This window comes from Verrucomicrobiales bacterium (genome assembly GCA_016793885.1).
Classification (GTDB): Bacteria; Verrucomicrobiota; Verrucomicrobiia; order Limisphaerales; family UBA11320; genus UBA11320.
This window is the reverse complement of sequence record JAEUHE010000151.1, coordinates 83,591-96,662: the sequence shown is the minus strand read 5'-3', so window position 1 is coordinate 96,662 and position 13,072 is coordinate 83,591. Positions and strand designations below refer to the sequence as shown.

Here is a 13,072-nt window from a genome sequence, read left to right as displayed (position 1 = left end):
CTCAAGCAGCCGGAAGCTTGAACTTGGGCGTTTGGCTCAGAAATCGGATGGGGTTCTGGTAGATGAGCCGATCGATCGCCTCCGCACTATGCCCCCGTTTGCGCATCTCCAGTGCCGCGTAGGGAACGGCCAACGGCACGCTCACGCCCCAATCGCAGGCGCTGTTCATCCAGATCTGCTGCGCGCCATACTGTTCCACAATGTCCACGGCCCTCGCCGCGGTACACTTGGATTCCGGATACAGAGTCATCCCCGCCCAGAAGCCGGCATCCAGAACCATTTGCACCGTGTGCTCTTCAACGTGATCAATGATGCATCGTTCGGGTCGGATCCGCGAGTCGCTCTTGAGCACATCCAAGATCAGGCGCGTCCCTTTCAGCTTATCCTCCAGATGCGGCGTGTGCACCAGGATCAATTGGTCATGCCGTGCGGCGAGGTCCACGTGCAGCTCCAACACCTTCATCTCATTGCGCGAATTCTTGTTCAGGCCAATTTCGCCAATGCCCAGGACGGTCGGTCGCGTCAAGAAATCGGGAATCAGGGAGATAACCTCCTCCGCTAGCTTCACATCTTCCGACTCCTTGGGATTAATGCAAAGCCAGCAGAAGTGCGGCAAACCGAACTTGGCGGCGCGCTTCGGTTCATAGTCAGTCAACTGACAGAAATAGTCATAGAAACCACTGGAGGAACTGCGGTCAAAACCCGCCCAGAAGGCTGGCTCGCAGACCGCCTGGCACCCGGCGGTGACCATGTCTCGGTAGTCATCCGTCGTCCGGCTGACCATATGACCGTGAGGCTCAATGTAGCGCATAGGCAGGAAGCGAACTACCGGGTGGAGACAGAGCCAACGCCCGGCCAAGCGCCCACCGCTCCCTTCCCCGGGGCAGCGGGAATAGGCTCAACGGTAGGATCGCTCAGACTCAGCAGCACTCGCTTGGCGCGATCAGGTTCGACGCCGGTAAGTTCCTGCAAAGCTTGCCGATATGCGGCCAGCCGGAAGTCGGCATCGCCTGACGCTCGATCCAGGCGATCGAGAAAAGCAGCGATATCGATCAAGCGCGCACGCGCATCCATAAAATAAAGATCCAACACTTGCTGACGGGTCATAGTCGAGTTCAGTGTAAGGTTGGACGGTAGCCAGGACCGCCTCTATTCGTCCATCTTTCCCTCCATCAAAAATTTTGAGTGATTTAGCCAGTTGACGCGTATATGAAATTAGGCACGTTGATTCAACTAGGAATATTCTGATGAAAACTATCCACACCTTCACCTCTTTGTTGACGGGAATCGCGATCATCGCGATGGGGCAATCACCCGTCGGGGCCGAACAGGCCGAGGGTAAGGAGTCCAAAAAGGCCAAGCCCTATCCGCTCAAGACCTGCCTTGTTTCGGATGAGACCTTGGATGCGGATCCCAGCATGAAATCTTACTCCTTCGTACACGAAGGACAAGAGGTCAAACTGTGCTGCAAGAGCTGCCTGAAGGATTTCAAGAAGAACCCAGCCAAGTTGCTCAAGAAAATGAAGGAAACAGCTGACAAGGAAGCGAAAAAGAGCGCGAAATAACCAATTTCCGTGGACTTCAGACGTACCAGTCACCGCCTTTTGCTCACTGCCGTCTGCCTTTGCCTGATCATACTGCAGGCCTTCGCCGATTCAAGTTGTCCCTTCACGCTTTTCGGGCCACAGCAAGCAACGACAAACGTCCAGACGCTTGCCTGTGGCTGTGCCTCAGCGGCTGCGGAGACGAGTTCGTGCGGTCGAGCCTCGTGTTGTTCGATGCGCTCACCAGACAACCGGCCCACTGCCCCCCCTGCCTCTCCTTCTCTCGCACCCTTCCGCGAGGGACCCGATTCAGTGTATCCTCCCCAGTGGGTCGAGTTTCAACGCCGTGCCCACCTGACACCTCTTGCGTTCCCCGCCCCCTGTCCAGCTTCGGAATCCATTCTACCACCGCTGTTCGACCGAAACTGCGCCTGGCTGATCTGACCTTCTCGCTTCCCTGCACCAGGCGTGTGCCCAGAACCGGTGTTCCACTGGCACATTCGGCCCCTCTCTCAGTCTCCATGTCCTGTAAGGGCATTCAGCCACCGGATCGTCCGGGAGCCTCAACGAGGCAAACTGATGACACGATGTTCCAACAGAGTCAGCGCAAGACTATGAAGTTCCATTTCTGGATTCCGAATCGAGCCGCGCGCAGACAGGCGCGGCAGAGCCCACTGCCCAATGCCCATCTCCGCCTCCGTCGCCCCCCCCTTCGATGGAGCGCCGCGAAGGGCTGGCTGCTATTCGTCATGCTGCTGGCATTGGACAGTTCACTTAGAACGTTCTCCTTGGAAGCGGCCGCAGCCGACCCGAGCCAGGTCGCCGGGGGGGTCATCATCACTCCCAAGGTGATCAGCGACTACCTGGAACTCGCTCGCACCAACCACCCAAGATTCAAGGCGGCCGACGCGCGCATTGCCGCCACCCAAGCCGACGCGGAGAGTGTACGCAGCTGGGAAGACCCAACTTTGAAGTGGGGAGGCACCCTTTCGTCGGATCGCGGTCCAGACCTGCGGGAGGAAGGTGATCTCATCTACGGTGCCGAACAGAAGCTGCCGCTCTATGGCAAGGCCACGCTCCAACGAAAGTCGATCGCCGAGGAAACGCGCGCAGCGGCGGCTTTCGCCGACTACCAACTCCAGATTGTAAGACGCGACCTCGCCTTGGCGTTACTCCGAGCGGCCTTGGCTCGACGCTCGGTCGAAGTGGCCCAAGAGGATCTGGCACAGCTCCACGGTTGGGCGCGAAATGCCGAACAGCGCTATGCCGTCGGTGGCAGCTCGCAGATCGAAGTGCTGCGCCTCCAAAACGAACTCACCCGCGTGGGCGAGGAGATGATCAGCCGCACCAACGAACTGTCACACCAACAAGTCACAGTCAACCGCCTGCTGAACCGCCCGGAGTTTACCCCGGTGCCCCCCCTGTTGCTCCCCGAAATGGCGGAGGACCTGCCCTACTCCGAAAAGCTGGTGGAGCTGGCGCTGAGAAATGAGCCGCAATTGCGAATGCTGCGTCAGGAGGTCCAAGTCGCGGAATCCCGGGTTGCTCTCGTTCGCCGTCAGCGGCTGCCGGAACTGAGCCTGGGGATCGAAGGACGCCAATTCTCCGGCGATGGCGGCTTTCGTGAAGGCACCTTCATGGTGGGGATGAACCTGCCCTGGTTCAATCGACGATTCTATCGGAAAGATCTTGAGCGCGAGCAGCGAAAAGCGGAAGCCGCGGCCTGGGACGCACAAGACTACGCGCTTGGGGTGCGCGAAGAAATCCACCTGCTGTTGGTTCGGGTGGATGCGGCGCGACGCGAGGCCGTTGCCATTGCCACCAAGATCCTCCCGCGGAGCGAGCTGGCGCTTCGCACGGCCGCCAGTTCCTGGATGGCCAACCGAGGCGCATTCAACGACATGATGGAAGGCAGACGCATGCACTTGGAAAGCCAGCTAGGCTACGCGCGCGCGATTGCCGAGCAGCACCAGGCCCTTTCCGAACTGCTCCTGTGCTGCGGCCTCACCGACCTTGAGGAGTTGGAGCTCATTCGAAAACCAACCGCTGCAATCCCCCCCAAGCAAGCTCAGGAGGTCAAATGAACACACGCTCGATAACACTACTCATCGCGGTGGCGATCCTCTCGGCGACCGGGGCTTGGTGGGCTGCCAAGCGCCAGCCTCCGGGCGCGCCTGCCTCGGGCACAACCCTGACCGCTCCGGAATCCGAGCGCAAAGTTCTGTTCTATCAGAGTGCGATGCATCCATGGGTTAAGTCCGATCAACCAGGCAAGTGCACCATCTGCGGAATGCCCCTGACCCCGGTGTTCGAGGGTCAGAAGGGCCTGGACACGCCCGCCGATCTGGTAGTGCTCAGTGCCAGCAGCATCACCGTTTCCGGAGTTCGCAGTGAAGTCATCGGACGGCAAAAGCTACACAAAACACTTCGGGTCGCGGGCGTTCTGGAGGACGACGACACCAAGCATCGAAGATTATCCGCCACCATCGAAGGCCGCATCGAGGAACTTCACGTCCAATACACGGGAGCCGAAGTCGTCGAGGGGGAACCCCTGGCCACCTTTCACAGCCTCCCCCTGCTCGCCCTCGAGCATGAGTATCTTGGAATCCTCAAGCAGTTGGAGCATGCGTCGGACGCGATCCGCCCCGGCCTGGAACAGATGCGCCAGTCAGCCGAGAGAAGACTACTCCTGATGGGTATCGCCAAACAGCAGATCGCCTCACTGCCCCAGCGCCCGGAGGACGCCCATCTGGTTCAAATCTTGTCGCCCATGAGCGGCACGGTGGTGTCGCGCGAGGTTTACGCCGGACAGTACGTCAAGGAGGGAGAAAAGCTCTTCGAACTCGCCGACTTCTCCACCATGTGGTTCAAGTTTGATGCCTACGAACGCGATCTACCTTGGATCAAGCTCGGGCTGCCAGTCGATGTCTCCACCCCGGCCGTACCAGGAAAAAGCTATCTCGCATCCATCCGCTTCATCGATCCCAATCTCAACGAAGCGACTCGGAGCGCCAAGGTGCGGGTCGAGGTGCCTAACCCGCTGATTGAAGAGGGTGGACGGAAGCGAAGAGAGCTGTTGCACAGGCTCTACGCGGAAGGTGTGGTGGACCTCACGATCCCCGAGGTATTGACCGTGCCTCGAACCGCGGTTCTCAACCCAAATGGCCAGCCGGTAGTGTATTTGGATCGGGGTGACGGACAGTACCAACAGCGAAAGGTGCGTCTGGGGCGTCTCGGCGACCTCGCCTGGGAAGTGCTCGAGGGACTCGAGGAAGGCGACAGGGTGGTGACGATGGGGAATCTGCTTCTGGATTCGCAAGCTCAGCTCAACGCCGGCAACGCCGCTCCCGCGAAGACCGAGACAGCGCCGCCGACTGCCGCGCTGACTACCGAAGCGTCGAAGGCCACGGAAGCTTTCCTGACCGCCCTCTCCAATCTGGGGGCATCTTTGGCGGCAGACGACCTGGAACGGTTTAACCAGGAGCGCTCCCGCATCGCGGAGTCGCTGACCGCGTTGCTCGCCGCGATCGGCGACACAGCGGTCTGGAAGCCGCTTCTCTCCGAGGTTTCCCGGGAATCCTCGATCCCACAGGCCCTGGATCTCCCGACGGCACGCCAGTCTTTCCATCGTCTCAGCGGCTCGGCCTCGAACTTCGCCAAGGCGGCTCAACGACAGCCAGGCTTGGGCACCTTCAAAATTTATCAATGTCCCATGACGGCCAAGGCGTTCCCAGGCGCTCCGAAAACCGGCGTCTGGCTTCAAGGAGGAGGTCCGATCCGGAATCCCTACTTCGGAGCCGAGATGCTTGATTGCGGCACCGAAATCAAACCCTGAGGAACCTACATGATCAACCGACTCATCGAATGGTCGTTGCGGAATCGGTTCTTGGTAGGGTGCTTCACCCTCGTGCTCATTGGATGGGGAGTTCGCAGCGTCTACCAAACTCCCGTCGATGCCATTCCCGATCTCAGCGAGAACCAAGTGATCGTTTTCGCAGACTGGCCGGGACGCAGTCCACAAGAGGTCGAGGACCAGGTCACTTACCCGCTCTCCGTGAACTTGCAAGGGTTGGCGGGCGTCAAAACCGTACGCGCCAACTCGATGTTCGGGTTCACGCTGATCACCGTCATCTTCGAGGATCGAGTGGACAACTATTTCGCGCGCTCTCGCGTGCTCGAGCGACTGAACTATCTCGGCGATGCGCTTCCATCGGGGGTGATTCCCAAACTCGGTCCGGACGCCACGGGCTTGGGTTGGATCTACCAATACTACCTGCATGTGGATCCCGCCAAGGCTCAGGGCGGAGGTTACGATCTCGGCGAGCTTCGCGCGTTGCAGGACTGGTTTATTCGCTACCAGCTCAACGCAGTTCCCGGAGTCGCGGAGGTAGGCAGCATCGGAGGTTTTGTTCAGCAATACCAAATCGAGGTTTCCAGTCGCCGCATGCGCGCCGCTTCCGTGTCGCTCCAGCAGGTCATGGCTGCCGTTGAGCAGAGCAATCTTAACGTGGGTGGGAAAGTGATCGAGGAGAACGGGATGGAGTTTGTTGTCCGCGGGGTCGGGCTGGTGAAATCCTTGACCGACCTGGAAAACATCGTCCTGCTCGAAAAGGACGGAGTCCCTGTGTATCTGAGGGATGTCGCCACCGTCGAGAGAGGCGGCGACTTTCGCCGCGGAACCCTGGATGTCGGGGGACGGGAGGTGGTGGGGGGAATCGTGGTCATGCGCACCGGCGAAAACGCGATGGAGGTCATTAGCCGCGTGAAACAGAAGATTGCCTCCATCGGGTCCAGCTTGCCGCCCGGAGTGACCATCCGTTCATTCTATGACCGCAGCGAGCTGATCGAGCGAACGATCGACACCCTGAAGCATGCTCTCGCCGAAGAAGCGATCCTCGTCACCTTGGCGCACATCCTCTTCCTATTCCATTTTCGCAGCATCCTCATCGTCACCTTTCCCCTGCCCCTGAGCATTCTGATCTCCTTTATCCTGATGAGGCAGTTCGGAATGACCTCGAACATCATGTCACTCTCCGGCATCGCCATCGCGATCGGGGTGCTGGTGGATGCGGCCATTGTCATGACCGAGAATGTCATCCGCCACTGCGAGGAGGCCGAGAAGCAGGCCGCCCTCGCTGGCGACGATTCGAAGCCCAACTATTTCAAGCTCACGCTGGAAGCCAGCCAACAGGTGGGACGGCCCATCTTCTTTGCGATGGTGATCATCATTCTGGCCTTCGTGCCGGTCTTTGCGCTTACCGGCCAGGAGGGAAAGCTGTTTCATCCCCTGGCCTTCACCAAAACCTTCGCCATGGCTGGGTCGACGCTGCTAGCGGTGACGGTTGTCCCCGTGCTGTGCGTGCTGCTAGTTCGTGGGCCATTTCATTCCGAAGACCGGAACTGGCTGATGCGGGCTCTGCTGGCGATCTACGATCCGGCCCTGGACTGGTCGCTGAGAAACCGAAAAACGGTGCTGGCTGGAGCCATGTTTCTTCTGGTCGCTGCCCTGGTTCTGGCTCTGGGATTCCCTGCCTCGATCCGCACGCAATTCCAGGATCGGGGATGGACTCGCCTCGCGGCTGCCACCAAGGGAATGGGAACCGAGTTCATGCCAACGCTGAACGAAGGAAGCCTGCTGTTCATGCCGGTGCTGTTTCCCAGCACGTCGCTCACAGAGGTGAAGAGGATCATGGCCTGGCAGGATCAGGTGATCAGCAGCTTCACCCAGGAAGTGGCCTCGGTCGCAGGAAAACTCGGACGCGCCGAGACAGCCACGGATCCAGCTCCGGTCGAAATGATCGAGACGACCATCATGCTCCGCCCGGAATCCGAATGGCGCCCCGGGATGACGCGCGAGAAGCTCATCGGGGAAATGACGGCCAGGCTGACGGAATTACCAGGCTATATTCCCGGATTCCTCCAGCCGATCGAAAATCGGATTCTCATGATCAGCACAGGTATCAGGGCCCAGCTCGGCATCAAGATTCTGGGTGATGATCTCAACGCGCTTCAGCAGAAAGCCTATGAGGTGGAGCAAATCGTGCGGCAGGTGCAGGGGGCAGTCGGCGTTGCGCCATCGCGAGTCCAGGGCAAACCGTATCTGGAGATCGAGGCCAACCGCATCGCCATGGCTCGGTATGGTCTCCGGGTTCAGGATGTTCTGGAAATTGTGGAAACAGGATTGGGCGGCAGAACTGTCTCCACCACCCTCGAAGGTCGCCAACGCTTCCCCATCCAAGTGCGACTGGACCGTCAGGAGCGGGAGGATCTGGAGAACTTGGCGCAGATTCTGGTGGCAACGCCCTCAGGCAAAACGATCCCACTCGGACAGCTCGCCTCGCTGCGGCGTGTTCAAGGACCCAGTGAGATTGCCAGCGAGAACGGCCGGTTGAGGGTCTTCGTTCAGGCGAACGTGCAGGAGCGAGATCTCGGTGGGTTCGTTCAGGAGGTTCAATCTCGATTGGAAAAGGAGATCATTCCGCACCTTCCCAAAGGCATGACAATTGAGTACAGCGGCCAATACGAACACCAACTTCGGGCGCGTCAAACCCTGACCCTGATCGTGCCGGCCGTTCTGCTCATCATCTTCGTGCTGTTGTTCATGGTTTATGGGAGCGCCAAGGAGGCGGCGCACGTCATCTTGGCGGTGCCATTCGCACTGACCGGCGGGGTCTTCCTCCAATGGTGGCTAGGCTACCACTTCAGCGTCGCGGTATGGGTCGGCTACATTGCGCTCTTCGGAACCGCCATTCAGACCGGAGTGGTAATGGTCGTTTACCTAGAGGAACGACTTCACAAGAAGCAAAAGGAGCGCGGTGCGCTTTTCAGCCGTGCGGACCTGGTGGATGCCGTCAAGGATGGAGCCCGGCTTCGGTTGCGTCCAAAAGTCATGACCGTCGCCACCATCGTCGCCAGCCTGCTCCCGATTATGTGGAGCACCAAGACCGGAGCTGAAATCATGAAGCCCCTGGCTACGCCCGTGATTGGTGGCATGATTAGCAGTCTGCTCCACATCCTGATCGTAACCCCCGTGATCTTCACCTGGCTGCGGGAACGCGAACTCAAAAAAACGACCAAGTGAGCCGAAACGGCCTGCCTATTTCGTAGGCGCTTTGTGAGCGAACCACTGACGTTCCACCGCATAGTCCAGGAGGGTTTCCATAACCGGTCCCCGTCCAGACCCGTCCCGGTCATGAAAGCATTGGCAGGCGGCCAAAACCCGCCCCGCACCATGGGTATATTCTGCAAACGTAGGCCTGCCGGCATCCGCCTTTTCCTCGACGGTCTCCGCCACCAAGATCTGCGCCTCCTTCGGAACATTGATAAGATACCCGTGGCTGGCAAAATTCGCGCGAATCTTCCGGCCTCCTAGGGGCTCTACGACCGGATGTCCGGGAAGCAGGATCGTGTTCTCCACCGCTCCGTGGCTAACCATGGTCACCCCCCTCGGGAGGGGGAGGGAGGCAGATTCCGCCCCGTTCAACTCCAGGACCAGCGTACCACCGTTGGTCACAAATCGGTCGAACTTCGCGGCGTGGAGCCGGTAGTTCTTATAGAATTCGGTCCGCCCCTGCGCCCCTGGGATGATGATCGTCTGATAACGGGTCAGATCGGTGGCTCCCATGTCGGCGGAGGTTTTGGAATGAAACGGAATGTTCAGGGCTTCCAAGGCCTCCTCAAAGTCGGGGGTCCGATTCCACGAGGGAGTATCCCGGAACAGCAGGGTTACCGGTGGGGAGCCGTCGGTGCTGGTTGCAGGCGCGGGAGCCTTGGCGGCAAACAAGGGGATAACCAGCGAAGCGGTGACCGCCACCAGAAAGAGCGCCGCCGCTCCGAGCAGAGATTTAGTCTTGCTTTGGACCATAAACATGAGGGTTTCTTGAACGATAGGAAGAGTCGAAACGGTCGTCTGCTTTTGAAAAGCTACGGAGATGGCTGTGGCGACAAAACTCGCCGGAGCAGCGTGGGCTCCCTGTGCCGAAAGCAGACCGACGAGAGCGGCCAGGGGGATAGCTACGCCGCGCTTCCGAAAGATGAGGCGAAGTTTTTCAACGGCACGCGAGAGCCGCATCTTGGCCCCATCCTCGCTAGTGCCTAGAGATCGCCCGATCTCCTGATGGCTCTTGCTCTCGAAGAAGCGAAGCAGAATGGCGGTCCGATCTCGCTCCGGCAGTTGCTCGAGCGCTTCGTTCAAGAGCGGCAAGACGCGCTCCTCCTCAGGGGGTAATATATGCGGGGGGGCCATTTCGGCAGCTTTCGTTTCCCAATACTCCCGACGGACCTTCGCCCGTTGTGCATTGGCCACTGCAAACCGCGTGGCGCGGAAAAGCCACCCGGGAATCAAGGTGTCCGGTGGGATAGTGGCCGCCTTTTCCGCAAGAACGATGAACACAGCTTGGGTCACATCATCCGCCAAGTGCGCATCCCCGGTCTGACGCCAAGCCAAGGCATGCACCATATGGATGTGGCGCTCCACGAGCACACGAAACGAGGACTCCGAGCTATTTCGGACGTAATCGTGCAGGAGATCAATGTCACTGGGAGCCATGATAGGCAGTCTATATATAACCGCCGATCCGGGGAAAAGGTAACAGTAAAGATCAGCCATGTTCCCACGCACCACGGCAGTCCGACACCAGCCCTGGGGAATGGCCTTTTAAGCAATCGGCTCCGTCCTCCTGTTACTCGAGCCGATAGAACCTCGTGGGGCCATCCTCCGGCAGACGATAAGGACGCGCCGCCATCGGCACAGGTAGCCACGGTCCCAGCAACGAAGCAGACTCCTTAAGCACCGCAGACTCCTGGTTCCACATCAGATAACCTTCCCTCCCCCAGACCACCCATTCCAATCGCACCGGCGCCGACACAGGTAGCCCCTCCAATTCGAGATCGAAGTGAGCATCTCCCGAGGTCGCACTCGATTGGTGCAACTCCACAGCGAGCAGGTTGTCTCCGGCTACCAAGAAGGAACTACTGACATTCGTTGGGAAGTAGCTCGTTTCATCGGTGACACTCCCGGATGCCGGCGTGCCATACTTCAGCTCTGGGAGATCAGGCATGTTCATGCGAAAGAGCGGAACTCCGTTGAGATAGACGGCGACGCCGTCATCGCGGCGAACCGCGAACCGCAGAGACCCGATGTCTTGCGGAGTCGTCACACCAAAGTGAGTCCGAAAGTAGTAAGTCAGCGGCCGTGGCTCAGGCCCCGAGTCGGAAGGTTTCAACATCGTGCCTTCCGGACCATCCCCATAACCCATCGGACTCGGCCCCTGAGGCCAGTCCTCATCGGAGAAGGACAATAGCTTCCAGGCCTGACCAAGGTCTTGGGCGTTGTCGCGGTATTTCCAAACCGAGCCGCGTGCAACCAGCAGCTGGGAAGCCCTCTCAGGCACCCGCTGCACGAACACAACATCCCGCCCCGAAATCTCGGCCTGATCGCCCTCAACCAGCCGCGCTCGGGCAAAGCCCGCCCAAGCGGGTGCGATGGGCAACCTCGCCTGGATCTCTCCCGGTGCGAAAGACAGGACGCCGGGGATCGTGCGGCCGTCATCCGTCTGCCAAAGATACCGCAGCACCACCGGTTTTAAGCACGCCATGCTGAGTCGTACCGGAAGCCCCCCTTGGAGTTCAGACGCGGTGGCGATGGAGCCCCGGGTGGCGAATCCTGCCCCCACCACCTCGCGAGCCCCAAAAACTGCCAGCCGATTAGCATCCTCCGCCGGGCTCCAAATGCGATTGGCTGGAAAATACTCGTTGGCTCGGGTCAGCCAGTTGTCCTGAACCAGCATTTGACCGGTTGCGTTGGTCCACCCGGAACTCCGCCAATTGAAACCAAACACGTCCCGATGGTTGTTCAGGATGAGGCAATTTGTGGCCGTGATCCTACCGTCGTAGCGACCGATGCTCGGATAGTTGTCGCCGTGCCGAACCCCCACCTGGTTGGCCAAAAACAAGCAGTGGTCCGCCACGCCTATCGGCGCGTCATAGCCATCCTCCAATCCCTGACCACAGTCGAAATAGACCGTATCGCGCGCCATCACGTCCTTGGCGCCCGACAGCGAGTTGCCTTCATGAAAAATGGACTCAAACCAGCAGGACTGATACCTGAGTTTCGCCGCGCCGCTCCCGCCCGAATCGACGCCATCGTCCTTGGTCCAGCCGAAAAGTGTGTTGGTAAATCCGTGATCCCCGCTCACGAGATACAGCGCGTCGTTGTCACCATCCACAAAGGCGGCAGTGTCGCTCGGACATTCGATAAAGGCGCTGTCATTCACGCGAAACTGAGCGCCCGTGAACTCGCCCCCGCTGGTTGCTCGCTGCATCAGAAAGTGATTGAATTCGAACAGGCCGCCCTTCACCGAGTGACCCAGCTGCCCCGCCAGGCTGATCGCGGCCGAGTCGGTGAGCCGAACGCGCTGATCGTCGTTCACAAAAAAGAGCGCCTGCTCCTTTCGGTGGCTCCCCGGATTTCCGGACTTGGAAAACCAATGTGGATCGCCTCCACTCCCCACGAAAACGACCCCCGTGCCATCGATCTCGCCGGTGCCGGCGCGCATGGTAAATCCACCCCAAGGTTTATTCGCCACTGCGGGAACGAAAACCACCGGTTCCCTGCGCGATCCAAGGATAAGCACCCGGCCATTGTTGGTAATGTCCACCAAAGGTTCCAGACGCACCACAGTTCCAGCTCCAATCGTCAGGGTGCCGCCGGCAGGTACGGTCAGGTTGCCCGTGACATGAATCCGAGACCCTGACGTCCACTCGGTCTGGGCTCCGAGAATTCCGTTGGCCGGCAGCCACACGACCGAGTCTTCCAGAACCACTTCGTTGGTCGCCTCCAGCCCAGCCACCCGCGCCCGATACACGAGGGTGCGCGCGGGGCCGCTCAGGAGAAGGAGATCGGAGCCGACCCCACGCCGGAGCCAGGGTCCGGAAAGCTCGTCGCCTCGCACCAACCCGTTTACGCGGAGGGCGTGGCCCTCCGAGTCCTCCACCCAGGCCACTATCGGAAGTTCCAGCCCCATCGGAAGCCGCGCAGGCATCAGCAGTCGCAGGCGCCCCCCTTCAAACTCCTGCGCAGCCGATGGGATCGACGGACTCGGGATATGTGTCGGCAATCCCCACTCGGTGCCAACACGTGTGCTGTCGGCGATGAGGAATCGCAGGATCCGCACCTCCACCGAACCCATGCTGGACGTACGCTCGACTCGCAGCTCGTAAAAATCGGGCAGGGAGAGCGTCACGTTCGTGTTGAGGGGAAACGACTGGTCGTTCAACGAGGCTAGGTAGCTGTAGCCGGCTTCGACCGGAACCTTCAACGACGCCGAGTCGGTATAGGTCTGTTTGTCCGCCACCCCCTCCACCGGAATGGCAGCGCGCCCTGCCGGACTGAGCAACATCAGCCAGAGAATCAACAGCATTCCAGTGGCGCGAACTAATTTACCGGGTTTCATCCCACATCAATACCATCAAAATTTGGCTTGTCTACCCGCCAGCGACGCCGTAGCGATAGGGGTATGTCAGCCCCC

At 59.6% G+C, this 13,072-nt stretch carries 8 protein-coding genes; 4 read left to right on the top strand and 4 right to left on the bottom strand.

Annotation, left to right across the window (positions count from 1 at the left end; genetic code table 11):
* Nucleotide 1 precedes the first annotated feature (1 nt).
* Both JNN07_17690 and JNN07_17685 read right to left on the bottom strand, forming a co-directional pair.
* Nucleotides 2–811, bottom strand: a complete 810-nt coding sequence (locus JNN07_17690) for a TatD family hydrolase (GenBank protein MBL9169577.1) — start codon at nucleotides 809–811, stop codon at nucleotides 2–4.
* Between the two features lie 14 nt (nucleotides 812–825).
* Nucleotides 826–1,107, bottom strand: coding sequence for a hypothetical protein (locus tag JNN07_17685; GenBank protein MBL9169576.1), 282 nt, complete (start codon nucleotides 1,105–1,107; stop codon nucleotides 826–828).
* A 140-nt stretch (nucleotides 1,108–1,247) separates the two neighbouring features.
* On the opposite strand from JNN07_17685, the gene JNN07_17680 reads away from it, so the two are divergent.
* The 4 genes from JNN07_17680 to JNN07_17665 all read left to right on the top strand — a co-directional run bounded on the left by JNN07_17680 (nucleotide 1,248) and on the right by JNN07_17665 (nucleotide 8,625).
* Nucleotides 1,248–1,565 carry a hypothetical protein gene (locus JNN07_17680; protein MBL9169575.1) on the top strand — a complete coding sequence of 106 codons (318 nt, stop codon included), beginning with the start codon at nucleotides 1,248–1,250 and terminating at the stop codon, nucleotides 1,563–1,565.
* Nucleotides 1,566–2,158: 593 nt separating this feature from the next.
* Nucleotides 2,159–3,628 (top strand): TolC family protein, encoded by a 1,470-nt coding sequence (locus tag JNN07_17675; GenBank protein ID MBL9169574.1) that lies wholly within the window; start codon nucleotides 2,159–2,161, stop codon nucleotides 3,626–3,628.
* Complete coding sequence (locus tag JNN07_17670; protein MBL9169573.1) at nucleotides 3,625–5,379, top strand: efflux RND transporter periplasmic adaptor subunit; 1,755 nt, start codon at nucleotides 3,625–3,627, stop codon at nucleotides 5,377–5,379. Before JNN07_17675 ends, JNN07_17670 begins: the two co-directional genes overlap by 4 nt.
* 9 nt (nucleotides 5,380–5,388) lie before the next feature.
* On the top strand, nucleotides 5,389–8,625 hold the full coding sequence (locus JNN07_17665; GenBank protein MBL9169572.1) for an efflux RND transporter permease subunit: 3,237 nt from the start codon (nucleotides 5,389–5,391) through the stop codon (nucleotides 8,623–8,625).
* Between the two features lie 15 nt (nucleotides 8,626–8,640).
* Here the strand turns inward: JNN07_17665 and JNN07_17660 are convergent, their stop codons facing one another.
* Both JNN07_17660 and JNN07_17655 read right to left on the bottom strand, forming a co-directional pair.
* Nucleotides 8,641–10,092, bottom strand: a complete 1,452-nt coding sequence (locus JNN07_17660; protein MBL9169571.1) for a sigma-70 family RNA polymerase sigma factor — start codon at nucleotides 10,090–10,092, stop codon at nucleotides 8,641–8,643.
* Nucleotides 10,093–10,225: 133 nt separating this feature from the next.
* Complete coding sequence (locus tag JNN07_17655; GenBank protein MBL9169570.1) at nucleotides 10,226–12,997, bottom strand: hypothetical protein; 2,772 nt, start codon at nucleotides 12,995–12,997, stop codon at nucleotides 10,226–10,228.
* Nucleotides 12,998–13,072 lie beyond the last annotated feature (75 nt).

What these genes read in the sequence shown, in the direction of transcription:
- JNN07_17690 (MBL9169577.1), bottom strand. Translation starts at nt 811, where the DNA reads ATGCGCTACATTGAGCCTCACGGTCATATGGTCAGCCGGACGACGGAT.
- JNN07_17685 (MBL9169576.1), bottom strand. Translation starts at nt 1,107, where the DNA reads ATGACCCGTCAGCAAGTGTTGGATCTTTATTTTATGGATGCGCGTGCG.
- JNN07_17680 (MBL9169575.1), top strand. Translation starts at nt 1,248, where the DNA reads ATGAAAACTATCCACACCTTCACCTCTTTGTTGACGGGAATCGCGATC.
- JNN07_17675 (MBL9169574.1), top strand. Translation starts at nt 2,159, where the DNA reads ATGAAGTTCCATTTCTGGATTCCGAATCGAGCCGCGCGCAGACAGGCG.
- JNN07_17670 (MBL9169573.1), top strand. Translation starts at nt 3,625, where the DNA reads ATGAACACACGCTCGATAACACTACTCATCGCGGTGGCGATCCTCTCG.
- JNN07_17665 (MBL9169572.1), top strand. Translation starts at nt 5,389, where the DNA reads ATGATCAACCGACTCATCGAATGGTCGTTGCGGAATCGGTTCTTGGTA.
- JNN07_17660 (MBL9169571.1), bottom strand. Translation starts at nt 10,092, where the DNA reads ATGGCTCCCAGTGACATTGATCTCCTGCACGATTACGTCCGAAATAGC.
- JNN07_17655 (MBL9169570.1), bottom strand. Translation starts at nt 12,997, where the DNA reads ATGAAACCCGGTAAATTAGTTCGCGCCACTGGAATGCTGTTGATTCTC.